Raw genomic sequence first — 24,160 nt, forward strand, 5'->3', positions numbered from 1 at the left:
GCGATGTACAGCCAATCCCTCTTCTCCATCGACGATGTCCGCGAACTGCAGGGCCTGGTGCGCTCCTACCCCCTGGCGACCGTGGTCGCGGCGGCGCACGCGGGCCTGGAGGCCCACCTGCTTCCGCTTCTGCTGCTGGCCGAAGGCGGCGGCCTGGGGCTGCTTCAGGGCCATGTGGCGCGCATGCACACGCTGGCGCGGTCTGTCCCGCAGGGCGCGGAGGTGCTCGCGGTGTTCCAGAGTCCCAATGCCTATATTTCTCCGCGCTGGTACGTGAACGGCCAGCGCAGCGCGCGCCTGGCCCCCAGCTGGAACTATGTGGCGGTGGAAGTCAGGGGGCGAATCCGTTTCGTCGACGACGGCGGCTGGATGAGGGACCACCTTGCCGCGCTCACGGCGTCCCAGGAGGCGCACCGCGCGCAGCCGTGGTCCCTGCACGATGCCTCGCCCGCCTTCATCGACGAGGCGGCGCTGCATCTGCGGGGCTTCGAGATCGAAGTCACCCGCCTCGAGGGCAAGCGCTTCCTGTCCCAGCAGCGCACGCCCGCGGACCGGTCCAGCCTCGTCGCGCACCTGGCGCTGGAGCGCCAGGGGGCGGCGCACGATGTCGCGGCGCTGATCGTTCCCTGACCGCCTGCCGTTGCCCGGAGGTGGTCTTCAGGTGGCGGCGGTCAGCCGGCCGCGGCCCGTGGCCTTGGCGTCGTAGAGCGCGCTGTCGGCCCGTGCCATCAGGGCCGCCAGGCTGGATTCTCCGGGCTGCAGCACGGCCATGCCGGCGCTGTAGTCCAGGATGAAGCCCAGTTCTGCCGCGCTGGCGTCATGCAGCTTGTGGCGCAGGCGCCGGTCGAACGAGACGCCCGCCGACGCCGTGTTGTGCAGCATCAGCACGCCGAACTCCTCGCCCCCGAGCCGCGCAATCAGGTCGCCGCTGCGGCAGGTGTCGCCCAGCAGCCGCGCAAACAGTTGCAGCGCACGGTCGCCCGCGTCGTGCCCGTGGGTGTCGTTGATCTGCTTGAAGTGGTCCAGGTCCAGCATCAGCGCGGTGAGCGGCAGCCGGTGGCGCCATGCATGCGAAAGCAGGTTTTCGCCCTGGGTGGTGAAACCTCGGCGGTTGAGCAGGCCCGTGAGCCCATCGGTCATGGCCAGCGTGCGCAGCTTCTGCTCTGCCTCGTACCGCCAGGCCACCAGCACGGCGACGGTGCCCAGCACCAGGCTCACGTTGGTGGCCAGCGCCGCGGCCAGGTTGACCGGGTGCGGCGTGCGAAAGCTGGGGTACTCGTCGGTGAAGGCGCCCAGCAGCCCGCGCGCCAGGGTGAAGGCGGCCGAGGTGGCCAGGCAGCCCAGGAGCAGGCTGCGCCAGCGCACGTCGGCGAGCACCAGCGGGTACAGCGTGGCCCGCGCCACGATGCACAGGATGACCGCCATCAGCCCGTTGGCCCAGCCCACGCGCCAGGCGTAGTGGTCAAAACCCAGCGTGTAGCCCAGCGGCGCGGCCACCACCAGCGCCAGCAGCACACGCCGCAGGGGGCGGGGGCCCAGCCATTCTTCCAGCGCGCGGTAGAGCATCCACTGGGCAGCGGCGTTGCATGCGATGGACAGCGTGGACAGCGCCCGGTCCCATAGCGAGGACGACGCGATGATGGCGGCCCAGGCCAGCGCCTGCAGCAGCATGCTGGCCTGCACGTGGCGTGCGGCGCGGCTCACATCCCGCCCCATGATGAGCGGCAGGACGGCCGAGATCATGAACAGGTTGGCGGCCATCGCCGCCATGAGCGTGAGGAAGTCCAGGGGCATGGGAGACGGGGCGCTGCTTCTTTCTTGTCGTCACTGGAAGGCGACTTCGGCAAAGCTGCGCAGCTTGCGGCTGTGCAGCCTGTCCACGCCGCCGTTGCGCAGGATCTCGATGGCGCGCATGCCGATGCGCAGGTGCTGGTCCACGCGCTCGCGGTAGAAGTGGTTGGCCATGCCCGGCAGCTTGATCTCGCCGTGCAGCGGCTTGTCGGAGACGCACAGCAGGGTGCCATACGGCACGCGGAAGCGAAAGCCGTTGGCCGCGATGGTGGCGCTTTCCATGTCCAGCGCCACGGCGCGGCTCTGGCTGAACCGGCGCTGGGGCATGTTGTCGGGCAGCAGTTCCCAGTTGCGGTTGTCGGTGCTGGCCACGGTGCCGGTGCGCATGATGCGCTTGAGCTGGTCCTCCGGCACCCGCGTCACGTCGGCGACGGCCTGCTGCAGCGCCATCTGGATCTCGGCCAGCGCCGGGATGGGCACCCACAGCGGCAGCTCCTCGTCCAGCACGTGGTCCTCGCGCACGTAGGCGTGGGCCAGCACATAGTCGCCCAGCTGCTGGCTGTTGCGCAGGCCCGCGCAATGGCCCAGCATCATCCACGCGTGCGGGCGCAGCACGGCGATGTGGTCGGTGATGGTCTTGGCGTTGGCCGGCCCCACGCCGATGTTGACCATGCTGATGCCGCTCGCGTCCTTGCGCACCAGGTGGTAGCCGGGCATCTGCGGCAGGCGCGGCGGGGCGATGCCCAGCTCGTCGCCCGGCTGCGCGGGCAGGCCCGCGCGGCGAGTGACCACGTTGCCGGGCTCGATGAAGGCCACGTACTCGCTGTCTTCCCTGGCCATCTCGGCGTGGCCCAGGCGCACGAACTCGTCGATGTAGAACTGGTAGTTGGTGAACAGCACGAAGTTCTGGAACCATTCGGGCGCGGTGCCCGTGTAGTGGCGCAGGCGGTGCAGCGAGTAGTCCACGCGCGGCGCGGTGAACAGCGACAGCGGCTGCGCCTCGCCCGGGCGCGCCTGCCAGGTGCCGTTGGCGATGCCGTCGTCCATGGCCGCGAGGTCCGGCAGGTCGAACACGTCGCGCATCAGCATGCGGCGCTCGGCCGTGAGCGTGCCCTCGATGTGGTCGTGCTCGGCGAACGAGAAGTGGATGGGGATGGGGTGCGCGCTGGTGCCCACCTCCAGCTCGACGTTGTGGCTGGCCCGCAGCAGGCGGAACTGCTCGGCGTAGTAGTTGGCGAACAGGTCGGGGCGGGTGAGGGTGGTTTCGTACCGCCCGGGGCCTTCCACGAAGCCGTAGGCCAGCTTGGAATCCGCCCGTGCCACCGTGGTGGTGTGCACCCGCACGAAGGGATAGAACGCGCGCACCGCGCTTTCGGGCGTCTCGCCCGCCACGAAGCGCTGCATGGCATCGCGCAGGTGGCCGATCTGTTGCTGGTAGATGCGCTGCACCTGGGCCAGCGCTTCGGCCGGGTCGGTGTGGCGGGTGGGGGCGATGAAGTCGGGAATGAGGGGCATGCCCCTATTGTCCACAAGCCGGGAACGTGTTTGTGTGACGGGCTGGCGCCGGGGCCGCGGAGGGCCTCAGGAATTGACCGCCAGCAGGGGCTCCAGGCCGTGGAAGTCGCGCATCCAGCGCAGGATGGACGCGGCGTCCCGGGGCACCGACACCACATGGCCCTGGATCAGGTCGCACCCCAGGCCCGCCAGCAGATCCACCTGCGCCTGTGTCTCCACCCCCTCGGCCACGGTCCTGATCTGCAGGCTGCGGCCCATCTGGATGATGGCGGTGACGATGGCCACGTCGTCGGCGTTGTCCGGGGTGTCGACCACGAAGGAGCGGTCGATCTTGAGCTTGTCGATCGGGTAGCGCTTGAGGTAGGCCAGCGATGAGTACCCGGTGCCGAAATCATCGATGGAGATTCCGACGCCGAGTGCCTTGAGGGCATTGAGGGTGTCCAGCACCTGGCCCGTCTGGTGCATCAGCACGGATTCGGTGAGTTCGATCTCCAGGTACTGCGGTGCCAGCCCGGTCTCGTGCAGCATGGCCGCGATCTCGCCCGCCACGTCGCGCTGGCGGAATTCGAGGGCCGACAGGTTCACCGCCACCGGCACCATGGCCAAGCCCTGGTCCTGCCACTCCCGGAGCTGGCGGCAGGCCTCGCGCATCACCCAGCGGCCAATGGGGGTGATGAGGCCGCGGGATTCCGAGAAGGTGATGAACTCATCCGGCCCGACCAGGCCGCGCTGGGGATGGCGCCAGCGCACCAGGGCCTCGAAGCCGCGCAGCGAGCCGTCTTCCAGGCAGATCTGGGGCTGGTAGTGCAGCACGAAGGCGTTGTGGACGATGGCCTCGCGCAGCAGCCGCTCGTGCTGCAGCACATCGATGGCGCTGGCCTCCATGCTGGGTTCGTAGAACTGGCGGTTGCCCCGGCCGCTTTCCTTGGCGTGGTGCATGGCCGCGTCGGCGCAGCGCAGCAGCGCGTCGCCGGTGGCGGCATGCTCCGGAAAGAGGCTGATGCCGATGGACGGCGAGACGGTCAGCGGCACCTGGTCGAGCGTGAACACGCCGTGCATGGAGTCGAGCAGCTTGTCGGCCACCCTGGCGGCGTCATCGGGGCTTTGCACGTCGGTCAGGACCACCACGAACTCATCGCCGCCCAGCCGCGCCACCACGTCGGCATCGCGCACGCCCTGGCGCAGACGCTCGGCCACATTGCACAGCAACTGGTCGCCCGCGTGGTGGCCGAGCGAGTCGTTCACCGTCTTGAAATGGTCCAGGTTCACGAACAGCACGGCCGCGCGGCCGTGGCGCCTGCGCGCCAGCGACAGCACCTGCGACAGCTGCTCCATCAGGAAATGCCGGTTGGGCAACTGCGTGAGGGTGTCGTGCAGCGCGATGAAGGCCTCGCGCTCCTGCGCCTGCTTGCGCGCGGTGATGTCCCGCACCACCACGATGCGGTAGTCCGCATGGTGCAGCGGCATGGTCTTGCCCACCACCTCGACGGGGATGGCATGCCCGTCCTTGTGGCGGATGGTCACTTCGTAGGGGTCTTCGCGCCCGCTGCGGGTGTAGTCCAGCGCCACGGCCCGCCATTCGGGACTGATGAAGTGGAAGATCGAGACCCCCAGCACCTCCTGCAGCCCGTAGCCCACCAGGCGGGTGAGCGCCTCGTTGCCGTCCGTGATGATGCCGTCGCGGTGGAACACGATGGCCTCGTCCGTGGCCTCGGTGAACTTGCGCATGCGCTCTTCGCTCTGGCGCACCTGGCGTTCCGCGCGCCAGCGCTCGGTGATGTCGGTGATCAGCACGAACGAGCCCAGCTGCTGCGAGCCGGCGCCGAAGTGCGGGATCAGGTTGACCTCGATCATGCGCGTCTCGCCATTGGGCAGGATCTGCTCGCGCGTGTACTTCACGTGCTCGCGGCGCGTGGAGCGCTCCACATGCGGCTGGATCACCTGCCAGGCCTTGTCGCCAATGGCTTCCTGCACCGTGAGCCCCAGGATCGATTCGGTCGTGTGGCCGTTGTAGGCGGCGTAGCCCTGGTTGGCGAACTGGCAGCGCAGGCCGGGCAGGTCGAAGTACGCCATCAATGCGGGCACGGAATCGGCGATCAGGCGCAGCAGCGAGTCGCTGGAGCCCCCCTGGCGGGCGTTGGCTGCGTTGATTGAATCTGGCATGTCCCACCCGGTGCTGAGAAGGTGTGGCGGTCTGCACGCGGCCCCGTGGAGATCGCCAGCACGTTCTTCCGTTATAGCCGATAGACCTTGCGCGCGTGCAAGGTAGTTGCCCGGATACCCTGGGCGGGATAATCGGGCCATGACCTCCAAAGAAAACCAAGCCGGCACTGATTTCAGCACGCTGGCCCTGAGCCCTGCCATGCTGTCCAACCTGCAGCAGCTGGGCTACATGCAAATGACTCCGATTCAGGCGGCCAGCCTGCCGCCCGCGCTGCTGGGCAAGGACCTGATCGCCCAGGCCAGCACCGGCAGCGGCAAGACCGCCGCCTTCGCCCTGGCCCTGCTGGCCAACCTCAACCCGCGCCGCTTCGCCGTGCAGGCGCTGGTGCTGTGCCCCACGCGCGAGCTGGCCGACCAGGTGACCACCGAGATCCGGCGCCTGGCGCGCGCGGAAGAGAACATCAAGGTCGTGACCCTGTGCGGCGGCGTGCCGCTGCGCGCCCAGACGCTGAGCCTGGAGCACGGCGCCCACATCGTCGTGGGCACGCCCGGCCGCGTGATGGACCACCTGGAGCGCCAGCACCTCTCGCTGGAAGCGCTCAACACCCTGGTGCTCGACGAGGCCGACCGCATGCTCGACATGGGTTTCTTCGACGACATCGCCACCGTGGCGCGCCAGTGCCCTTCGGCCCGCCAGACCCTGCTGTTCTCGGCCACCTACCCCGAGGGCATCGCCAAGCTCAGCGCCCAGTTCATGAAGGCGCCGGTGCAGATCACGGTGCAGGCCCAGCATGCCGAGGGCAAGATCGAGCAGCGCTGGTACGAGGTGAAGCACAGCGAGCGCCTGCACGCGGTGTCCCAGCTGCTCAACCACTTCCGGCCCGAATCGTCGATCGCCTTTTGCAACACCAAGCAGCAGTGCCGCGACCTGGTGGGCGTGCTGCAGGCGCAGGGCTTCAGCGCGCTGGCGCTGTACGGCGAGCTGGAGCAGCGCGAGCGCGACCAGGTGCTGGTGCAGTTCGCCAACAGGAGCTGCTCGGTGCTGGTGGCCACCGACGTGGCGGCGCGCGGGCTCGATATCGCCAACCTGGCCGCCGTGATCAATGTGGACGTGACGCCCGACCCCGAGGTGCACATCCACCGCATCGGCCGCACGGGCCGGGGCGACGCCGAGGGCCTGGCGCTGAACCTGGCCAGCCTGGACGAGATGGGCAGCGTGGGCAAGATCGAGGTGCTGCAGGGCCGGGAGTCGCGCTGGTTCCCGGTGGCGGAGCTCACGCCCGCAGGCAGCGGCCCGCTGGTGCCGCCCATGGTCACCATCCAGATCATCGGCGGCCGCAAGGAGAAGATCCGCGCGGGCGATGTGCTGGGCGCGCTGACCGGCGAGATGGGCTACAGCCGCGAGCAGATCGGCAAGATCAACGTGAACGACTTCTCCACCTACGTGGCGGTGGACCGCGCCATCGGCGCCCAGGCCGCGCAGCGCCTGAACCAGGGCCGGGTGAAGGGCAAGGCCGTGAAGGCCCGCCTGGTGACGGATTGATGGTGGCTTGCCGAGGGGGCACCCCCCATCAGGATGGCAAATGCCGCTGGACCTTGTCCGGCGGTTTTTTTTGCTCCTTTTTGTGGGTAGCTGATCGTCCGCAACGGGACCCCCATTCCGAAGCCTGGGCATCCGCCGCCGTGTTTGTGGTATTCACTTATTGTGTAAAGACCTATAGAGGACTATAGTTCTTTGCCATGATCTCCCCTTCAAAAGTCGTGGCGCTGGATTCCTCCCCGGGCCTGAGCCGGTACGCCGCCCTGGCGGCTGCACTGCGTGCACGCGTGGTGGCCGGCGAATGGCCGCCCGGCTCGGCCCTGCCGGCAGAAAGCCTGCTGGCCACGGAGCACCAGGTGGCGCTGGGCACCATGCGCCGTGCGCTGGAACTCCTGGTGGCGCAAGGGCTGGTGGAGCGCATCCACGGCCGGGGCACCTTTGTGCGCCAGGGCATTGCCGGCGCCTCGATGCTGCGGTTTTTCCGGTTTGACAGCGGCGGCGGCGAAATGCCGCGCTCGCGCATCCTGTCGCGCCAGCGCATGGCGGCCCCGGCCGCCGTGGCCCGCAGGCTGGGCCTGGCGACGGGCGAGATGGTGCTGCGGCTGCAGCGCCTGCGCCTGCTGGCCGACCAGCCCTGCCTGCTGGAAGACCTGTGGCTGCCGCTGGATGTGTTTGCGCCCCTGGCAGAAGGAAACACCGCCGAGTGGGACGACCTGCTGTACCCCATGTTCGCGCGCCGCTGCGGTGTGCATGTGCACCGGGCCGTGGACGACATTGGCTTTGCCATGCTGACAGCCCCGCAGGCCGTCCACCTGGGGCTGGCCGCAGGCCATCCGGGCGTGGTGGTGCAACGGGCCGCCTACGACCTGGGCGGGCGCTGCATCGAATGGCGCACCACGCGCGGCGATGCCCACGCCTTTCACTACACCGTGACCATTACATGAACGGCACCCCTGTGCGGTGCCACGGGCCTGGCAAGACCCGTGCCGCTGCGCCTGCCGGCCTGGGGCGCGCCGCTCCCGGCGCACTCCCATGAACGACTGAAGACGAAACCAAGGAGACCCGTATGCACCATCTATCCGATCCTCAGAATTCACCAGATCTGTCGCGCCGTGCGGCGCTGGCTGCCGTGGGTGTCACGCTGGCAGCGCCCTGGGTGCGCACCCACGCTGCGGGCGTGGGGGGCGGGCGCACCGTGACCCTGGTCGTCTCCTACCCCGCAGGCGGCGGCGCCGACCTGATGGCGCGCATCATCGCGCCCCGCATGGCCGAGGCGCTGGGGCAAGGCGTGGTGGTGGACAACAAGCCCGGCGCCAGCGGCCAGCTGGCCGCATCGGCCGTGGCCCGCGCCGCGCCCGATGGCACGACCCTGCTGCTCGATGCGTCGTCGTTCGCCGTCAATCCATCGCTGTATCCCAAGCTGCCCTACGACAGCAACACCGCCTTTGTGCCGCTGGCCGTGCTGGCGACCTTTCCGAACGTGCTGGTGTGCCACCCGGGCTTCGGTGTCAATTCCGTCAAGGAAGTCATCGCGCGCGCCAAGGCCAAGCCCGAGGACGTGGCCTATGCGTCGTCCGGCAATGGCTCGGCCCAGCATCTGGCCGGGGCGCTGTTTGAAGAGCGCACGGGCGTGCGCCTGTCCCACATTCCTTACCGGGGGGGCGGCCCCGCCATGAACGACGTGATGGGCGGGCAGGTGCCGCTGTTCTTTGCCAATGTGGCCTCGTCCCTGGGCCACATCCAGGCGGGCAAGCTGCGGCCGCTGGCGGTAACCAGTGCGCTGCGCGCCCGATCGCTGCCGGATGTGCCCACCATGGCGCAGGCCGGCGTGGCCGACTACGAAGTGCTGGAGTGGAACCCAGTTTTGGCCCCGGCGGGCATTGCGCCCGAGGTGCGCACGCAGCTGGTCAACGCCATCCGCAAGGCGCTGGCCGACCCCGAGGTGCTGGGCCGCATCCGCGCGCTGGGCGGCGATGCCTTTCCCGACGCGACCCAGGCCAGCGCGGGCAGGTTCATCCAGGCCCAGCAAGCGCAATGGGGCAAGGTCATCCGAGAGCGCAAGATCGTGGTGGGCTGACCCATGGGTGCGCTGGACCCCTCCGCGCCGTTGCGGGATGTCCCGGAGGGATGGGACACGCACGTCCATGTCTTTGATGCCGCCGCCCCGGTCCAGGCCGGGCATTACCAGCCCGCGCACCAGCCCCTCGAACGCATTGAGGCCGAAGCCGCGAGGCTGGGCGTGGGGCACCTCGTGCTGGTGCAGCCCAGCGTGTACGGCACCGACAACCGGCTTGTGCTCGAGGCCCTGGCGCGCGAGCCGGGTCGGCACCGCGCGGTGGTCGTGGTGGATACCGACATTGCCGATGACGCGCTGCAGACCATGCACACGCTGGGCGTGCGCGGCGTGCGTTTCAATCTGGTGTCCCCGGTGGGCAACGGGGCGCAGGCCATGCAGTCGCTGGCGCCCCGCCTGAAGGCGCTGGGCTGGCATGTGCAGTGGTATGCGGCGCCTGCCCAGCTGGCGCAGATCGCCCAGCTGCATGCGCAAACGGGCCTGCCCTGCGTGCTGGACCACCTGGCGGGCATGCATGCGGCCCTGGCGCTGGACGATGCGGCCTGGCAGGCTCTGGCAAGGCTGGCCGGCCTGGGGGCGTGGATCAAGCTGTCAGGCTGGTACCGCCTGCAGGCCGCGGCGCCCTACGCCGAACTGCACGATGCGATCCGCCGCGTGGCCGGGCTGGCGGGGGAGCGGCTGGTGTGGGGTTCGGACTGGCCGCATACCGCATTTGCACCGGACTCCATGCCCGCCTACGCGAGTGTGTGGGAGCCGGTGGTGAATGCCCTGGGCGCGGTACGCGCCGACAGGGTGCGCATGGCGGGCGCAGCGCTGTACCGCTGAAGTGGGGGCAGTGCGCCCGCACGGGTGCATCCCGCATCCGCTGGCTACCTACCTACCTGGCGCCCGATGCTTCCAGCATCCGCACCATCTCGCTGAAGCCCCGCTGGCGGGCCAGCTGCAGTGGCGTGTTGCCCTGCCGGTCGGTCAGCGAATGGCTGGCGCCGGCCTGCAGCAGCGCCTGCAGCGTGGCCTGGTGGCGCGGGCCTCCGTCGCCCAGCACGATGGACTCGATCAGCGCCGTCCAGTGCAGGTTGTTCACATGGTCCAGCGGAGCGCCGGCGGCGATCAGCTGGCGCACCACGCCGTCGTGCCCCAGGTGGGCCGCGGCGATCAGTGCCGTGCCGTCGTACCGGCTCGTCACCTGCCCGGCGCGGGCGCCCAGGGCCAGCAGCAGGCGCAGGGTGTCTTCGTCGTCCGCCACCGCCGCGATGGTCACGGCGTCGTAGCGGTCGTTCTCCAGCGCATTCACATCGGCCCGGGCCTGCACCAGCTGCCGGATCACATCGCGCTGGCGGGCGAACGCGGCCACGTGCAGCGGCGTGCGGCCGTGGGCATCGCGGGCATTCACATCGGCGCGTGCCGCCACGAGCTTTTGCAGCATGCCCACATCGCCGCGCGCGGCGGCGGCGTGCAGGCCCTGGTAGGCCGCCGTTTGCGCCGCGGTGGGCGCCACCTGCGCCTGGGCGGGCTGCGCCAGCAGCAGGGCAGCGGCCAGGGCCAGGGGCATTGCGGTGTGTCGGTTCATGGCGTGTCCCTTCAGCGGTTCGTGGTGCTTTGGCGGGTGTCTGCGCAGCGGGCGAGCGCCCCAGGACGGGGCGCTGCGCTGTGGGCTTACTTCAGCTGGTCCGCCACCTTGGCGATGGCGGCCATGGCGCATTGCTCGTCCAGGTGGCCGCCGGGCGCGCCGCCCACGCCCACGGCGCCGATGACTTCATTGCCCACCTTCAGGGGCACGCCGCCGCCCAGCAGCAGGTAGCCGGGGATCTGGCCCAGGTTGGCGGCGGCGGGGTTCTTCTGCGAGCCTTCCATGATGGCCAGCGTGGTGTTCTTGGCCGATGCCGAGGTGTAGGCCTTCAGGCGGCTGGCTTCCAGGGTGTGGGGGCCGGCGTTGTCGGCACGCTGCACGGCGCGCACGGTGCCGGCGCGGTCCACCACGGTGGCGGTCACGTTGTAGCCGGAGGCCGTGCACGCGGCCACGGTGTGGGCGGCGATCTGGTTGGCCAGGTCCAGCGAGATGTTCTTTTCGGTGCGCACGCCTTCGGCGCTGGCGGCGGCGCAGGCGGCCAGGGACAGGGTGAGGGCGGCGGCTTTGGCAAGGGTGTTCTGCATGGTGTTCTCCGTGGGCGTTCGGTGGTTTCGGGTCCGGTGCCACCCGTTGTGGCGCCGTGGGAGAACTGTAGGAAACGGCGTGGATTCCGGCCATTCGTACGCCTACGCCAGAGCCTCCGTAGAACTACGCAGTGCCCGCCAGGCGGTGGGCGGGATGAAGGCCGCATCCGCAGCCCGCGGGCTGGCTATTGCACCAGGGCGGCGTAGTGCCGGATCAGTTGCGCCAGCGACTCGGCCCCGAGCTTGGCGAACAGGTTGGCGCGGTGGGTTTCCACCGTGCGGGGCGAGAGTGCCAGCACCCGGCCGATTTCCTTGTTGGTCAGGCCCTCGACGATGAGGCCCAGCACCTCGCGCTCGCGGCCCGAGAGCTGGGCGTAGCGCTCGCGGGCTTGCTGGTCGGCCTGGTGGCGTTCGCGCGAACGCACATGCTGGCGCACGGCGTTCTGCAGGGCTTCGATCAGCACCTCGTCATCCACCGGTTTTTCCAGGAACTCCGCCGCGCCTGTCTTGAAGGCGCGGCGGCACATCTCCACCGTGCCGTGGCCGGTGAGCAGGACCACAGGCTGGTCCACGCCCTGCGCCAGCAGCTGCTCCAGCACCGCGAGGCCGCTGATGCCGGGCATGCGCACATCCAGCACGATGGCGCCGATGCTGGCCCGGTCAAATCCGGCCATGAAGGCATGCGGGTCGGCCCAGGTCTGCACGCGCAGCCCGACGGTGCTGATGAGCAGGCCCAGGCTGTCGCGCACGGCGGCGTCGTCGTCCACCAGGTGAATGAGGGGGGAAAGGGACGTGGCGCTGTCGCTCATGGCTGCGGAGAGGGGGGCGCGGCGGCAGGGGTGCCAGGCGCCGCGGGCAGCACCAGCACGAACTCGGCGCCGCGTTGGGCGGCGGCGTTGCCTGGCGCCGCAGGGGCCAGTTCCAGGCTGGCGCCCATGGCCTGGGCAAGGCTTTCGCACAGTGTCAGGCCCAGCCCCAGGCCGCCCGAGCGCGTGGTGAAGAAGGGCTCGAACAGATGCTCGCGGGCTTCGGGCGGCACGCCGGGGCCGTGGTCGCGAACCGACAGGGCGATCCGCGTGCCATCCCGCGCCGACAGCCGCAGCGTGAGCCGGCGTTCGGCGGGGGGAACCTGCTCCATGGCCTGCATGGCGTTCATCAGCAGGTTGTGGATGATCTGCTGCAAGGCCACGGGCTCGGCCAGCACGGGCGCCAGGTCGGGCGCCACCGTCACCTCGGCCGCGATGGCGCGCTGCGCCAGCTCGGGCTCCAGCAGGTGCAGCACATCCTGCAGCGCCGTGGCCAGGTGCAGCGGCTGGGCCTGCGCCGACAGGTCGGGTCGCTCCACCAGGCGGCGCAGGCGGCCCACCACCGTGGAGGCACGCCGGGCCTGCTCCACCGCGCGCGCCATGGCTGTCTGGGCCGTCTCCAGATCCGGCGGGTCGTCCGCCAGCAGCCGCTGTGCGGCCTGGGTGCTGGACAGCAGCGCCGTGAGCGGCTGGTTCAGCTCGTGGGCCATGCCCGCGGCCAGCTCGCCCAGGGTGTTCAGGCGGGCGACCTGGCCGAGCCGCAGCAGCTCTTCCGCCCGCTGGCGCGCAATGCGCTGGCGCCACAGCGCCCGGCCCGCCGCCCACAGCGCGGCGGTCAGCACGCACCAGCCCAGCATGCCCAGCCAGGGAAGCTCGCGCAGGCCCACATGGCGCTGCGCCACCACATCCAGGGGCTGGCTCGGCGCCGCGAGCAGCTTGTGAAAACCATACGACCAGCCCAGGCCCCAGCGGCCCGGTTCCGTGCGGCCCGGCTGCACGACGAAGGCCGTGCCGCCCTGGGCGAGCGTGACGCGCACCGGGCTGCTGTCCATGGCCATCGGCCATTCGTCCCGGGGGATGGTCATGCGCAGGTCGATCTGCAGCGCATAGCTTGCGGGGGTGCTGGCCAGCACCAGGTGGTAGCGGCCCGCAGGCAGGTCGGGCAGCGCCATTTCGGCATGGCCTGACTGGCGCGATGCGGCCTCGGCGGCCGCCAGGGCCGGCTGCAGCGCGGTGGGCCATGCGCCCCCCGCAGGCCGCTGCAGCACGGAAAGGATCTGCGGGTAGACCGAAGGCAGGCGCGGCAGCGGGGAGGCTGCCGTGGCCTCTTCGGTGGCGCGCGCGGCATCCGGGGTGGCGCCTGGCTCCGGAGGCTGCAGCAGGGCCAGGGTGGCCATCACCGCGTCGTGCTGCACCACGCGCTGGCTCAGGAGCCGGTGCACGATGCGGGCATCGGTCTCGAAGGCCTCCCGCAGCTGCTGCAGGCGCGCGTGAACCAGCCAGCCCGCGCCCGCGCAGGCCACCACGGCCCACAGTAGCAGGCCGGTGAAATGAACCCGCGCGAAACGGCGGCGCCATGCCCTGGTCATGCGCCGATTCTGGCATGGGGCCCTGGCGGTGGCTGCGCGGCGCAGCCTCTCTGGCTCTGGTGTAATCGGCTGCGCTCGCCGGTTTCCGTTTCCCCTGTCGCGTCTGGATGCCTCTCTCATGCCTGCAACTGCCCCCGTGGTCCATCGCTGGTTCTCGCCCCGCAACCTGCTGTGGGCTTCCGTGGCGGTGGCCGTGGTCACCATCCTGCTCAAGACCCTGGCCTGGCTGGTGACAGGGTCGGTCGGGCTGCTGTCGGATGCGATGGAGTCGTTCGTCAACCTGGCCAGCGCGATGTTCGCGCTGGCGATGGTGACCGTGGCGCAGCGCCCGGCGGACGACGACCATCCCTATGGCCACCACAAGGCCGAATACTTCTCGTCGGGGTTCGAGGGCATCCTGATCGTGGGCGTGTCCGTGGGCATCCTGTGGGCGGCGGGCCACCGCCTGGTGGCGCCCCAGCCCCTGGAGCAGGTCGGCTGGGGCCTGGGCCTGTCGGTGCTCAGCTCGGTGCTCAATGGCCTGCTGGCCTGGCTCATGTTCCGTTCGGCGCGCGAGCACCGCTCCATCGCGCTGGAGGCCGATGCCCGCCACCTTGTCACCGATGTGTGGACCTCCGCCGGCGTGCTAATGGGCATCGCCGGCGCGGCCCTGACCGGCTGGCTGTGGCTGGATGCGCTGGCGGCGATCGTGGTGGCGCTGAACATCCTGAAAGAGGGTCTGGAGCTGGTCTGGCGCTCGTCCCAGGGCCTCATGGATTCGGCGGTGGAACCCGAGGCGCAAGCCACCATCGACGCCACCTTGCAGCAGTTCGTGCAATCGCAGGCGCCCGGCGCCGTGCGGTTCGACCATGTCTCCACCCGCCGTGCGGGCCAGCGCCGGTTTGTGGACATGCACCTGCACATGCCCGCCCACTGGACCCTGCGCCACGCCGCCGAGCTGCGCGGCCAGGTCGAGCGCGCGCTGATGGCCGCCGTGCCCGGCCTGCGCGCCACCATCGAGCTGCTGCCCATCGATGTGGAGGCGCATTTCGACGACCCCCGTGACGATTTGAAGGATGCCGTGAAGTGATCAGCGTATTGCAACGTGTGCGCGAAGCGCGCGTGGAGGTGGACGGGCAGACCGTGGGCGCCATCGGCGCAGGCCTGCTGGTGCTGGTGTGTGCCGAACGCGGTGACACGGAGATGGAGGCCGACAAGCTGCTGGCCAAGATCCTCAAGCTGCGCATTTTTTCGGACGCCGCAGGCAAGATGAACCAGAGCGTGCAGGACACCGGTGGCGGCCTGCTCCTGGTCAGCCAGTTCACCCTGGCGGCAGACACCACCGGCGGCAACCGCCCCAGCTTCACCCAGGCGGCTGCACCCGATGAGGGGCGGCGGCTGTACGACTATGTGGTTGCCCAGGCGCGCAAGGTGCACCCCGAGGTGGCCACGGGCCAGTTTGCCGCCGATATGCAGGTGCATCTCATCAATGACGGCCCGGTGACCATCCCGCTGCGGATACCTCCTAGAGCGGCTTGATAGTCAAAAAAGATAGCATTCAGCGCTTGATGGATAAGCGCTATGACCCTGTTTTCTTCTTGTTTTCGAGGGAGACCAAGGGCGACACCGGCAGCACCCGGAACCCTGCCGACGCCAGCGCCAGCCAAGTGGCAATGGCCAGCATGACGGCCGTGTAGGCATCCCATCCCTGGCGCTGCGCCCAGGTGGCGACGATGCCAGTGAACCACTGCATCAGCGCTACCCCCAGGAACATCGCCATGGTGTAGGCCGACAGTGCCCGGCCTGTGAGCGTGGGCGGATAGGAGGCCCGCACATCGGCGTACTGCAGCACGCCGTAGCCCGACAGCAGGCCCATCAGCAAAATCAGCACCACGCTGGCCCAAGCGTTCCCGTGCAGGAACGCCAGCACGATGAACAGGCTCGCCATGAGCAGCGAGGCATTGCCGATCCAGCGTCTGCGGCGGGCGATGCCCGGGTCCAGCCGACCGCCCAGACCCGGCGCGAAGAGGGCAATCAGCGAGAGACCCAGCGCAACGTTGCCACTGTCTACCAGCGAGAGGTGGTAGCGGTCCATCAGCAGCGGTGCCAGCCACAGGCCGCGCAATGACAGAAACGCGGCGTAGCCCGACATGCCCAGCAGCAGGATGCCCCAGGTGTGCGGCACCGTGAGCAATTGGCCAAAGCCCAGCAGCGCCTGGCCCCAGGTTTCGCGCTGCGCCGGGGGCGGCACCAGCGGGGTGGGCTCGTGCACGCGCAGCCAGATCAGCAGCCACGACAGCGCGCTGAGCACCGCCAACACGGCATAACCCGTGCGCCAGCCGCCGCCGTGTTGCACCAGCCAGGCCAGCGGCGTGCCGGTGAACAGCAGGCCCAGGCCACCCACACCCATCGCCACGCCCGACAGGTAGGCAAACCGCTCTGCCGGAAAATGCCGCGCAATGAACAGCGTGCAGGCCAGAAACGCGGGCGAGCAGCCCACGCCGATCAGCAATTGCCCTGCCATCAGCCAGGGGTAGGCCGGCGCGGTGGCCGAGAGCGCCGACCCTGCAACCGCCAGCGGAAACGCCGTGAGTACCGTGCGCCGCAGGCCGTACAGGTCCAGCCCCACGCCCATCAGCAACTGGGCCACGCCGAAGGAAAGGCCAAACAGCCCCGCAAACGCGCCCAGCGACCCTGGCGAGAGCCCGAAGTCCGCCGTCAGTCCCTGGGCCACCATGGCCGTGGTGGTGCGAAAGGCCTGGCTCAGTGCAAACCCGCTGAGCAGCGCAAGCAGCATGGCCCACAGCGCACGCGGTAATGGCCGGCCGCTGCCCGCGGGCAAGGATGGAGGCGCCGACGAGGACGGCAGGGGATTGCCGCTCACTGCCGCCAGAAGAACAGAGCGGCCATGACCAGCCCGGTAGCCACAATGCCCCAGCGCAGCACGTTGGCAGGCAGCTTGCGCGCTACGCGTGCACCGCCGTACCCGCCAGCGGTGGCGGCCACCATCATCATCAGCGCCTGCGGCCACAGCACCACGCCACCCGCCGCATAGATGAGCACGGCAATGGCTGTGAGCAGGGCCGACACCCAGTTCTTGAGGCCGTTCATGGCGTTCAGGTTCGTCTGCCCGAGCAGGCCGAACAGCGCCAGCAGAAGGATGCCCAGCCCGCCGTTGAAGTAGCCGCCATAGGCGGCCACCGCCAGCACGCCCACCGTGGCCTTGGCGGTGGAGGGTTTGCCGCCCGCCAGCATCCGGCGCAGCTGAGGCCCGAATGCAAACAGCGCCGTGGCCGCCAGCAGCAGCCAGGGCACCACGCGGCGGAAGGTGGCGTCGGGCGTGACCAGCAGCAGCGCCGCACCCGCCGCGCCGCCGATGAGCGACAACACCACCAGCAGCCGCATCGACAGCCCTGGCGGCGGTGCCGTGTCCTCTCGAAACCCCCATGCGCCGGCCATGTAGCCCGGCAGCAGCGCGACCGTGCCCGTGGCATTGGCCACCACGGGCGGCACGCCGGTGAAGACCAGGGCGGGAAGGGTCAGGAAGCTGCCGCCTCCGGCGACGGCGTTGAGGGCGCCGGCGACGAAGGCGGCGGTGAGCAGCAAAGGGGTGTCGAGCATGCACCGATGGTAGGGGGTGGCGCTGCCGCCATTGGCGACGGCGCGGATGCAACACTTTTGCTTGCGACCACGTCGATGGGTGCCGGTTGCCATTGCGGCCAAGGCCGCACAACGACCGGCGCTTTCAGCGCCTCAGTACAGATAGGCTGCGTTGGGCACGGCGGGTGTTACGCCATCCGTAGCGCTGCTGGTGCCCACGGCCAGGGTGCTGGCATCACCGGAAAGCGCTACGCCAGCGCCGAAGCTCGCGAGTGCTTGCGGTTGGGGGGGCTTGAGATAGGCGCGGTGGCCCCAAGTCGTGCCGTCGCGGCGGTAGACATTGACGGCTCCGGCTGAATATAAGGCCTGGTTGTTGGGGTTGCCATTGATGCCAGAGGCGTTGCTGGCATCGTTGAGGTCGCCCACGGCGAGCGTGCGGCCGTCCGCAGAAAGCGACAACATGACACTGTTTGTAAAGAACCCGCCGGCAGCCTTGACCGGCAGTGCGGGCTGCTGCGTCCAGGCGTCCCCCGCCGTGCGTGTGAATGTTCGCAGCTGAACGTCAGTACCTCCAGAGCGGTCCAAGACGGCCAGTGTGCTTCCGTCCCTGGACATTGCAAAGGGATTGTGCGAAGCCGGTAGCACACCGGCGGCTGGAACGCGCCACACCTGCGTGGGTGCACTCCAGGCACCGCCGAGATGGGTCAGGACCGAGACGTCCTTGTCGGTGTTCGCCGCAAGCACGGTTCCGTCGCTGGACAGGGCTACAACCGCCCCGAAGCGGGCCATGGTCGGGTCGGCGCTGCTGCCTGGCAGGTGCGCCTGCTCGGCCCAGCCGCCGTTGTTGCGGGCAAAGGTGTGAACGGCTCCCACGCCGCCCCCAAAAATGGTTTCGCCGGTGAAGGAGAGCCCACCCAACACGGCGGCAGACCCCGGGGTGAAGTTAGCGCCTTCTTCGGGCGCTCCTACCGCCAGCAGGTTCCCGTCGGCTGACAGAGCCACGCTGAAGCCAAAGTGTTGGGGGGTGCAGGGAAATATAGCCGTGCCCATGATGTCCAGGCGGCTACAGGTTTCGACTTTCGCAGGCGTGTTGCGGGACTTGATGTAGGCCTGCTGGCTCCAGGTGCTGCCGTTGTCCATGAAGATATACGCAGCCCCCGCGCCATACGCGTCGCGGTTGGCCGCATCGCCGTTGATGCCGCGTGCATTGCTTCTTTCCTCTGGTGCACCCACTGCCAGCGTGCGACCGTTGGCCGATAGTGCCAGGCTGGCGCCAAAGGCCATCTTTGCGGCGGGACTGCTGCCTTCCAGTCGCGCCCGCAGACCCCAGGCAGGGGTTGGCATGCCAATACCCGGCATGCTGCGGCTGAAGATGTACACCGCGCCCGCCCCTGCCAGGTCACCTGAACGGCCCTCGCGGGGCGAACCGACGGCCAGCGTTGCACCGTCGGCCGACAGGGCAATTGCGTTCGTGTAGGCACCAAATCGCTTGGTCGGATCGCCGCCAGCAAGGTCGAAGCGTCCTATGGCCTGGGTGAGGTCGGGTGTTACCGCGGCAGTGAACGGGCCGCAGCCGCTCGCGTCGCAGGCGCGCAGCCGGTAACTCGCGTTCACCCGCTCGTGCAGCAGCCCCCCAATCTGTAGAGGGAAGCTGGTGGCGTTGTTGGCGTTGGCGCTGCCGAACAGCGATTCGGATTGGGGGCCTCCCGCGCCATCAGGGTCCTCGAACAGTTCGTAGCGCATCGCGCCCGGGGTGACGGCCCAACCGAAGTTGTAGGTCTTGGGGCCGTAGCTCGCCACGCTGAAGCCGGAAGGGGCCGAGAGTCCGGCGGACTCCGATTCGCCACTGCCACCCCCGCACGCCGCCAGAACGAGTGGCGCCGCCAGCAGCAATGCGCGATGCAAGGATGGGAGGCCCGAATTTGCCATGGGGGCAGGGTGCCGCGGGAAATTGGTCACAGAGAAGACTCCTGAAAGAATGGGGGAAGACAGGCAGGGCGCGCGGCGGGAGTGCTGGCAGGTCTGCGAGACGCCCACTGGAGGAGTCAATCCTCACTTATCAAGGCAACGCCAAGCCCCGGCAGATGCGAGCACTTTGTACCAAATGGTAAAAAACTGCGCCACTGCCCGCGGCAATAGGGATGGCGTTCAGGAGGTCGCGTACGGATCGGCAAATCCCAGCTCCCGCAGGATGTCGGTTTCGTACGACTCCATCTCCAGGGCATCCGCCTCGCTCGTCTCGTGGTCCCAGCCCTGGGCATGCAGCGTGCCGTGCACCAGCATGTGGGCGTAGTGTTCTTCCAGGCTCTTGTTTTGCTCCTTCGCCTCGCGCTCGATCACGGGGGCGCACAGCACCAGGTCGGCGGTCACCACGGGCTCCTGCGTGTAGTCGAAGGTGAGCACGTTGGTGGCGTAGTCCTTCTTGCGGTACGCGTGGTTGAGCTGGCGGCCCTCGTCCTCACCCACGATGCGCACGGTGATCTCGGCGTCGGTGGCCAGGGCGTGGCGAATCCAGCGCGTGACCTTGTGGCGCGGCAGCACGGCGCGGTGTGCCGCCGCGCCGTCAAATGCACCGAATTGCAGCGACAGGGAGAGGTGGTTCAAGGGCATTGGGGCCTCAGGCGCTTGATTGGAAAGCGCGGATAGCTATAGAAACAGGAGCAATGCTCAGCGGCGCGCAGCGGGCGCCGCACGGCGTGGCGCGTCGTATGCATCCACGATGCGCGCGACCAGCGGGTGGCGCACCACGTCGGCGGAGGTGAAGCGGGTGACGGAAATGCCCTTGACCCGCTTGAGCACGCGCTCGGCATCGATCAGGCCGCTCATCGCGCCCTTGGGCAGGTCGATCTGGCTCACGTCGCCCGTCACCACGGCCTTGGCTCCAAAGCCGATGCGGGTGAGGAACATCTTCATCTGCTCGGGCGTGGTGTTCTGTGCCTCGTCCAGGATCACGAAGGCATTGTTCAGCGTGCGGCCCCGCATGAAGGCCAGCGGCGCGATTTCGAGTGCGTTGCGCTCGAAGGCCTTTTGCACCTTGTCGTAGCCCATCAGTTCGTACAGCGCGTCGTACAGCGGGCGCAGGTAGGGGTCCACCTTCTGCGCCAGGTCGCCGGGCAGGAAGCCCAGGCGTTCGCCGGCCTCGACCGCCGGGCGGGTGAGCACGATGCGCTGCACGGCGCTGCGCTCCAGCGCATCCACGGCGCAGGCCACGGCCAGGTAGGTCTTGCCGGTGCCCGCGGGGCCGATGCCGAAGGTGATGTCGTGGCTGGCGATGTTTTCAAGGTACAGGTTCTGCGTGGGCGTACGGCCGCGCAGGTCGGCCCGGCGGGTGTTGAGCACGATGGCGCCCTCGGGCGCCTCCACCAGAGCGGTATCACCCGCCAGCATGAGCTGCAGGTAGTCCTCGGTGATGGGGCGTTCCGCCATTTCGTACAGGGCCTGCAGCAGTTCCATGGCCTGCGTCGCCCTGGCCTTGGGGCCATCGACCTTGAACTGCTCATGGCGGTGCGCAATGCTCACCTGCAGGGCCACTTCGATGGTGCGCAGGTGCGCGTCGGCCGGCCCGCACAGGTGCGTGAGCCGGGTGTTGTTGTGGGGGGTGAAGGTGTGGCGCAGGATCACGCGGATAATTCCAGTCAGGCAACGGAAAAACAGCAAGAACGACGGCGCAGGGTGTCATGCCAGCGGCGTCAAAGGACATCAATGATAGGCAAATTGACCGGCACCCTGCTGGAGAAGAATCCCCCCGAGGTGCTGCTGGACTGCCACGGCGTGGGCTATGAGGTGAATGTGCCCATGAGCACGTTCTACAACCTGCCCGCCGTGGGCGAGCGGGTGAGCCTGCTCACCCAGTTCATTGTGCGCGAGGACGCGCAGCTGCTGTATGGCTTCGCCACGGCGCCGGAGCGCCAGGCATTTCGCGAGTTGATCAAGATTTCGGGCGTGGGGCCGCGCACTGCGCTGTCCATCCTGTCCGGCATGGGTGTGGCCGACCTGGCGCAGGCCATCACGCTGCAGGAAGCGGGCCGCCTGGTCAAGGTGCCGGGCATCGGCAAGAAGACGGCCGAGCGGCTGCTGCTGGAGCTCAAGGGCAAGCTGGGCGCCGACATGGGGGCCATGCACGGTGGCGCCACCAGCGACGCGCAGGCGGATATCCTCCAGGCATTGCTGGCGTTAGGGTACAACGACAAGGAAGCCGCGGCGGCGCTCAAGGCGCTGCCGGCGGACGTAGGGGTAAGTGACGGGATCAAGCTGGCGCTGAAGGCGCTGGCCAAGTAACGGGTTCAACCGGAGGGATAACCGAGATGACGTATCGCGCTTCGTTCAAATTTGCCGGACTGCTGGTCGCGCTGGCCATGGCGGCTTGTGGCGGCGGCGGCGGGGGGGATTCACCTGCAGCGCCCCCGGTGCCGACCACCCCGGCCGGCCCGGAACAGCCTACCACCCCCACCGTTCCCGTCACGCCAACGCCGGTGAGCACCGACCGTATCGAGCCGCTCGACACGGGGCTTCCCAAATCCGCCAGCAGCGCCGGAGCCAAGGTCGCAGTGCGTAGCGGCACCGCCGTGCAGGCGACGTCCATCCGCCTCGGCCCGCTGGAAGGCGACACCCAGGCCCTCGTGAAGAAGGCCATGCAACCCGCGGGGCTCACCAAGGGTGATCCCCAGCAGATTGGTGTGGCCCGCCCGGTGGCAGCCACCGCCAAGGCGCGCGACCTGATGGGCCAGCTCAATTGGCAGCCGGTAGGTGCGGGCCTGCAGCGGGCCGCCATCAGTTTCACAGCAGAGGGCGCCCTCGGCGTCCGGCTGGGGCTGGTGGTGCGCCAACTGCCCGCTGGTACGGTGCTGCGTTTTTACGCCCAGGCCGGCGGCGATTCGGTGCAGGTTTCGGGCGCCGAAGTGCTGCGCAGCATCCAGCGCAACCTGGATGCCGGCGACACCGGCGATGCGGCACGCACCTATTGGAGTCCGGATTTTGGCGGGGCCGAGACCACGCTGGAGCTGGAGGTTCCCGTGGCCGCGCGGCTGGAGCAGGAACTGGACATCGCGGTGCCCATGCTCTCGCACTTCTTCGTGTCGCCCGACCAGGCCACGGCCGCAAGCTTTGCCAAGGTGGGTGAATCCGGCACCTGCAACATCGACGTATCTTGCAAGCCCGAACTCAGCGCCGAAAGCCGATCGGTGGCGCGCATGGTGTTTGTCGTCGAGGGCGGCAGTTTCCTGTGCACGGGCACCTTGCTCAACGACGCCCCGTCGAGCAAGAAGCCGCACTTCCTGTCGGCGCACCACTGCATTTCCACCCAGACGGTCGCATCGTCCCTCACCACCGACTGGTTCTACCGCTCGTCGGCCTGCAACAACGCTACCGCAAATCCCGGTACGCAAAAGGTCAGGGGCGGCGCAGAGCTGCTGTTTGCCGACTCGCAGACTGACACGTCCTTCATGCGCCTGAACAGCGCGCCGCCGCAGGGCGTTGTGTATGCGGGTTCGTACGTCGGATCCGTGAACACCTCCGCCGCCGTGGTGGGCATCCACCATCCCCGTGGCGACCTGCAAAAGACGAGCGCTGGCTCGGTGGCCCAGTTCAGCTATTGCAGCGGCGAACGGTGCTTCCCCGAAACGCAGCAGGACGGAAAGTTCTACGCGGTGGGATGGACGGAGGGCACGACAGAGGGCGGCAGCAGCGGCTCCGGCCTGTTCTTCACCATCGGCTCCAGGCGGTACCTGGTCGGCCAGCTCTACGGCGGATCGTCCAGTTGCGCGGCGCCCACGGGCCTTGACCACTACGGGCGCTTCGACCTGCCTTTCAAGCTGGCTCTCAAGACCTGGTTGATGCCCGGTTCCTGATGCCGGAGACGGCGAGAGCGCACACAAAAAGATGACCATCCAGACCGACGATTTCGCCCCTGCGCCCTCCAAACGCGTGATCTCCGCCGCGCCCGCATCGCCTCAGGAAGAAGCCATTGAACGCGCCCTGCGCCCCAAGCTCCTGCAGGAGTATGTGGGCCAGGCCAAGGCGCGCGAGCAGCTCGAGATCTTCATCGGCGCGGCGAAGAAGCGCGGCGAGGCGCTCGACCATGTCCTGCTGTTTGGCCCGCCGGGGCTGGGCAAGACCACGCTCAGCCACATCATCGCGGCCGAACTGGGCGTGAACCTGCGCCAGACCAGCGGCCCTGTGCTCGAAAAGCCCAAGGACCTGGCGGCGCTGCTCACCAACCTGGAGAAGAACGACGTTCTCTTCATCGACGAGATCCACCGCCTCTCGCCCGTGGTCGAGGAAATCCTCTACCCCGCGCTCGAGGACTACCAGATCGACATCATGATCGGCGAAGGGCCCGCGGCGCGCAGCATCAAGCTCGACCTGCAGCCCTTCACCCTGGTGGGCGCCACCACGCGCGCGGGCATGTTGACCAACCCGCTGCGCGACCGCTTCGGCATCGTGGCGCGGCTGGAGTTCTACACATCCGAAGAGCTGGCGCGCATCGTCAAGCGCAGCGCTGGCTTGCTCAACGCGCCCATGGACGACGAAGGTGGTTTCGAGATCGCCCGCCGCTCGCGCGGCACGCCGCGCATCGCCAACCGGCTGCTGCGCCGCGTGCGCGACTATGCCGAGGTCAAGGGTGACGGCCGCATCACCAAAGGCATTGCCGACAAGGCGCTGGCCATGCTGGACGTGGACCCGCAGGGCTTTGACGTGATGGACCGCAAGCTGCTCGAAGCCGTGATCCACCGCTTTGACGGCGGCCCCGTGGGCCTGGACAACATCGCCGCCAGCATTGGCGAAGAGGCCGGCACCATCGAGGACGTGATCGAGCCCTATCTCATCCAGCAAGGTTTTTTGCAGCGTACGCCGCGCGGGCGCATCGCCACGCTGGCGGCATTCCGGCACCTGGGGGTGGCGCCGCCCAGCGCCGGGGCGCCGGGGTTGTTTGGCGCCTGAGAAGCCTCCT

22 protein-coding genes are annotated in these 24,160 nt (G+C 68.8%); 10 read left to right on the forward strand and 12 right to left on the reverse strand.

All coding sequences use genetic code 11. The features are described 5' to 3' along the window. The first annotated feature begins 3 nt into the window (after window positions 1-3). Window positions 4-630, forward strand: a complete 627-nt coding sequence (locus KW843_RS00185; protein WP_218293090.1) for an FMN-binding negative transcriptional regulator — start codon at window positions 4-6, stop codon at window positions 628-630. A gap of 27 nt (window positions 631-657) precedes the next feature. Here KW843_RS00185 and KW843_RS00190 read toward each other — a convergent pair whose 3' ends face one another. From KW843_RS00190 to KW843_RS00200, 3 genes are all read right to left on the reverse strand, one after another. Next, window positions 658-1,794: a diguanylate cyclase gene (locus KW843_RS00190; protein WP_218293091.1), complete on the reverse strand. Its 1,137-nt coding sequence runs from the start codon at window positions 1,792-1,794 to the stop codon at window positions 658-660. A 30-nt stretch (window positions 1,795-1,824) separates the two neighbouring features. Continuing rightward, on the reverse strand, window positions 1,825-3,306 hold the full coding sequence (locus tag KW843_RS00195; RefSeq protein ID WP_218293092.1) for an AMP nucleosidase: 1,482 nt from the start codon (window positions 3,304-3,306) through the stop codon (window positions 1,825-1,827). Window positions 3,307-3,372: 66 nt separating this feature from the next. Continuing rightward, entirely contained in the window at window positions 3,373-5,469 is a 2,097-nt protein-coding gene (locus KW843_RS00200) for a bifunctional diguanylate cyclase/phosphodiesterase (RefSeq protein ID WP_218293093.1), read from the reverse strand. A 139-nt stretch (window positions 5,470-5,608) separates the two neighbouring features. Here KW843_RS00200 and dbpA point away from each other — a divergent pair, with 139 nt between their 5' ends. The 4 genes from dbpA to KW843_RS00220 all read left to right on the forward strand — a co-directional run bounded on the left by dbpA (window position 5,609) and on the right by KW843_RS00220 (window position 9,908). Continuing rightward, window positions 5,609-7,012, forward strand: a complete 1,404-nt coding sequence (gene dbpA / locus KW843_RS00205; RefSeq protein ID WP_218293094.1) for an ATP-dependent RNA helicase DbpA — start codon at window positions 5,609-5,611, stop codon at window positions 7,010-7,012. 197 nt (window positions 7,013-7,209) lie between these two features. Beyond that, window positions 7,210-7,953, forward strand: coding sequence for a GntR family transcriptional regulator (locus KW843_RS00210; protein ID WP_218293095.1), 744 nt, complete (start codon window positions 7,210-7,212; stop codon window positions 7,951-7,953). Window positions 7,954-8,075: 122 nt separating this feature from the next. Then, window positions 8,076-9,086 (forward strand): tripartite tricarboxylate transporter substrate binding protein, encoded by a 1,011-nt coding sequence (locus tag KW843_RS00215; RefSeq protein ID WP_218293096.1) that lies wholly within the window; start codon window positions 8,076-8,078, stop codon window positions 9,084-9,086. A 3-nt stretch (window positions 9,087-9,089) separates the two neighbouring features. Further along, complete coding sequence (locus tag KW843_RS00220) at window positions 9,090-9,908, forward strand: amidohydrolase (RefSeq protein WP_218293097.1); 819 nt, start codon at window positions 9,090-9,092, stop codon at window positions 9,906-9,908. A gap of 52 nt (window positions 9,909-9,960) precedes the next feature. On the opposite strand, the gene KW843_RS00225 is transcribed toward KW843_RS00220, so the two are convergent. The 4 genes from KW843_RS00225 to KW843_RS00240 form a co-directional block, all read right to left on the reverse strand. After that, window positions 9,961-10,653 carry an ankyrin repeat domain-containing protein gene (locus KW843_RS00225; RefSeq protein ID WP_218293098.1) on the reverse strand — a complete coding sequence of 231 codons (693 nt, stop codon included), beginning with the start codon at window positions 10,651-10,653 and terminating at the stop codon, window positions 9,961-9,963. 86 nt (window positions 10,654-10,739) lie between these two features. Continuing rightward, window positions 10,740-11,237 carry a heme-binding protein gene (locus KW843_RS00230; RefSeq protein ID WP_218293099.1) on the reverse strand — a complete coding sequence of 166 codons (498 nt, stop codon included), beginning with the start codon at window positions 11,235-11,237 and terminating at the stop codon, window positions 10,740-10,742. A gap of 185 nt (window positions 11,238-11,422) precedes the next feature. Next, on the reverse strand, window positions 11,423-12,046 hold the full coding sequence (locus tag KW843_RS00235; protein WP_218293100.1) for a response regulator transcription factor: 624 nt from the start codon (window positions 12,044-12,046) through the stop codon (window positions 11,423-11,425). Next, window positions 12,043-13,632, reverse strand: a complete 1,590-nt coding sequence (locus KW843_RS00240; protein WP_218293101.1) for an ATP-binding protein — start codon at window positions 13,630-13,632, stop codon at window positions 12,043-12,045. Before KW843_RS00240 ends, KW843_RS00235 begins: the two co-directional genes overlap by 4 nt. A gap of 118 nt (window positions 13,633-13,750) precedes the next feature. Here KW843_RS00240 and KW843_RS00245 point away from each other — a divergent pair, with 118 nt between their 5' ends. Both KW843_RS00245 and dtd read left to right on the forward strand, forming a co-directional pair. Then, window positions 13,751-14,701 carry a cation diffusion facilitator family transporter gene (locus KW843_RS00245; protein WP_218293102.1) on the forward strand — a complete coding sequence of 317 codons (951 nt, stop codon included), beginning with the start codon at window positions 13,751-13,753 and terminating at the stop codon, window positions 14,699-14,701. After that, entirely contained in the window at window positions 14,698-15,150 is a 453-nt protein-coding gene (dtd, locus tag KW843_RS00250; RefSeq protein ID WP_218293103.1) for a D-aminoacyl-tRNA deacylase, read from the forward strand. Before KW843_RS00245 ends, dtd begins: the two co-directional genes overlap by 4 nt. Window positions 15,151-15,190: 40 nt before the next feature. Here dtd and KW843_RS00255 read toward each other — a convergent pair whose 3' ends face one another. The 5 genes from KW843_RS00255 to KW843_RS00275 form a co-directional block, all read right to left on the reverse strand. Beyond that, the gene (locus tag KW843_RS00255; protein WP_218293104.1) at window positions 15,191-16,408 is read right to left on the reverse strand and encodes an MFS transporter; all 1,218 of its coding nucleotides are present in this window, start codon (window positions 16,406-16,408) and stop codon (window positions 15,191-15,193) included. A gap of 83 nt (window positions 16,409-16,491) precedes the next feature. Then, the gene (locus KW843_RS00260) at window positions 16,492-17,232 is read right to left on the reverse strand and encodes a sulfite exporter TauE/SafE family protein (protein WP_121422168.1); all 741 of its coding nucleotides are present in this window, start codon (window positions 17,230-17,232) and stop codon (window positions 16,492-16,494) included. Between the two features lie 132 nt (window positions 17,233-17,364). Further along, entirely contained in the window at window positions 17,365-19,170 is a 1,806-nt protein-coding gene (locus tag KW843_RS00265; protein ID WP_218293105.1) for an FG-GAP repeat protein, read from the reverse strand. 189 nt (window positions 19,171-19,359) lie between these two features. Further along, window positions 19,360-19,821 carry an rRNA maturation RNase YbeY gene (gene ybeY / locus KW843_RS00270; RefSeq protein WP_218293106.1) on the reverse strand — a complete coding sequence of 154 codons (462 nt, stop codon included), beginning with the start codon at window positions 19,819-19,821 and terminating at the stop codon, window positions 19,360-19,362. Window positions 19,822-19,878: 57 nt separating this feature from the next. After that, window positions 19,879-20,832 (reverse strand): PhoH family protein, encoded by a 954-nt coding sequence (locus tag KW843_RS00275; RefSeq protein WP_218293107.1) that lies wholly within the window; start codon window positions 20,830-20,832, stop codon window positions 19,879-19,881. Window positions 20,833-20,913: 81 nt separating this feature from the next. Between KW843_RS00275 and ruvA the strand changes: the two genes are divergently transcribed. The 3 genes from ruvA to ruvB are packed head-to-tail and all read left to right on the forward strand — an operon-like array spanning window position 20,914 to window position 24,150. Further along, the gene (gene ruvA / locus KW843_RS00280; protein ID WP_218293108.1) at window positions 20,914-21,489 is read left to right on the forward strand and encodes a Holliday junction branch migration protein RuvA; all 576 of its coding nucleotides are present in this window, start codon (window positions 20,914-20,916) and stop codon (window positions 21,487-21,489) included. Between the two features lie 26 nt (window positions 21,490-21,515). Continuing rightward, window positions 21,516-23,057, forward strand: a complete 1,542-nt coding sequence (locus KW843_RS00285; RefSeq protein WP_218293109.1) for a trypsin-like peptidase domain-containing protein — start codon at window positions 21,516-21,518, stop codon at window positions 23,055-23,057. A 31-nt stretch (window positions 23,058-23,088) separates the two neighbouring features. Beyond that, window positions 23,089-24,150, forward strand: a complete 1,062-nt coding sequence (gene ruvB, locus KW843_RS00290; RefSeq protein WP_218293110.1) for a Holliday junction branch migration DNA helicase RuvB — start codon at window positions 23,089-23,091, stop codon at window positions 24,148-24,150. Window positions 24,151-24,160 lie beyond the last annotated feature (10 nt).

The sequence above is a fragment of the Acidovorax sp. sif1233 genome (assembly GCF_019218755.1).
GTDB lineage: Bacteria > Pseudomonadota > Gammaproteobacteria > Burkholderiales > Burkholderiaceae_C > Acidovorax.

Excerpts from the sequence above, each read along its gene's own strand:
- KW843_RS00185 (WP_218293090.1), top strand. The coding sequence starts at position 4 with ATGTACAGCCAATCCCTCTTCTCCATCGACGATGTCCGCGAACTGCAG.
- KW843_RS00190 (WP_218293091.1), bottom strand. The coding sequence starts at position 1,794 with ATGCCCCTGGACTTCCTCACGCTCATGGCGGCGATGGCCGCCAACCTG.
- KW843_RS00195 (WP_218293092.1), bottom strand. The coding sequence starts at position 3,306 with ATGCCCCTCATTCCCGACTTCATCGCCCCCACCCGCCACACCGACCCG.
- KW843_RS00200 (WP_218293093.1), bottom strand. The coding sequence starts at position 5,469 with ATGCCAGATTCAATCAACGCAGCCAACGCCCGCCAGGGGGGCTCCAGC.
- dbpA (WP_218293094.1), top strand. The coding sequence starts at position 5,609 with ATGACCTCCAAAGAAAACCAAGCCGGCACTGATTTCAGCACGCTGGCC.
- KW843_RS00210 (WP_218293095.1), top strand. The coding sequence starts at position 7,210 with ATGATCTCCCCTTCAAAAGTCGTGGCGCTGGATTCCTCCCCGGGCCTG.
- KW843_RS00215 (WP_218293096.1), top strand. The coding sequence starts at position 8,076 with ATGCACCATCTATCCGATCCTCAGAATTCACCAGATCTGTCGCGCCGT.
- KW843_RS00220 (WP_218293097.1), top strand. The coding sequence starts at position 9,090 with ATGGGTGCGCTGGACCCCTCCGCGCCGTTGCGGGATGTCCCGGAGGGA.
- KW843_RS00225 (WP_218293098.1), bottom strand. The coding sequence starts at position 10,653 with ATGAACCGACACACCGCAATGCCCCTGGCCCTGGCCGCTGCCCTGCTG.
- KW843_RS00230 (WP_218293099.1), bottom strand. The coding sequence starts at position 11,237 with ATGCAGAACACCCTTGCCAAAGCCGCCGCCCTCACCCTGTCCCTGGCC.
- KW843_RS00235 (WP_218293100.1), bottom strand. The coding sequence starts at position 12,046 with ATGAGCGACAGCGCCACGTCCCTTTCCCCCCTCATTCACCTGGTGGAC.
- KW843_RS00240 (WP_218293101.1), bottom strand. The coding sequence starts at position 13,632 with ATGACCAGGGCATGGCGCCGCCGTTTCGCGCGGGTTCATTTCACCGGC.
- KW843_RS00245 (WP_218293102.1), top strand. The coding sequence starts at position 13,751 with ATGCCTGCAACTGCCCCCGTGGTCCATCGCTGGTTCTCGCCCCGCAAC.
- KW843_RS00255 (WP_218293104.1), bottom strand. The coding sequence starts at position 16,408 with ATGCTGCTTGCGCTGCTCAGCGGGTTTGCACTGAGCCAGGCCTTTCGC.
- KW843_RS00260 (WP_121422168.1), bottom strand. The coding sequence starts at position 17,232 with ATGCTCGACACCCCTTTGCTGCTCACCGCCGCCTTCGTCGCCGGCGCC.
- ybeY (WP_218293106.1), bottom strand. The coding sequence starts at position 19,821 with ATGCCCTTGAACCACCTCTCCCTGTCGCTGCAATTCGGTGCATTTGAC.
- ruvA (WP_218293108.1), top strand. The coding sequence starts at position 20,914 with ATGATAGGCAAATTGACCGGCACCCTGCTGGAGAAGAATCCCCCCGAG.
- KW843_RS00285 (WP_218293109.1), top strand. The coding sequence starts at position 21,516 with ATGACGTATCGCGCTTCGTTCAAATTTGCCGGACTGCTGGTCGCGCTG.
- ruvB (WP_218293110.1), top strand. The coding sequence starts at position 23,089 with ATGACCATCCAGACCGACGATTTCGCCCCTGCGCCCTCCAAACGCGTG.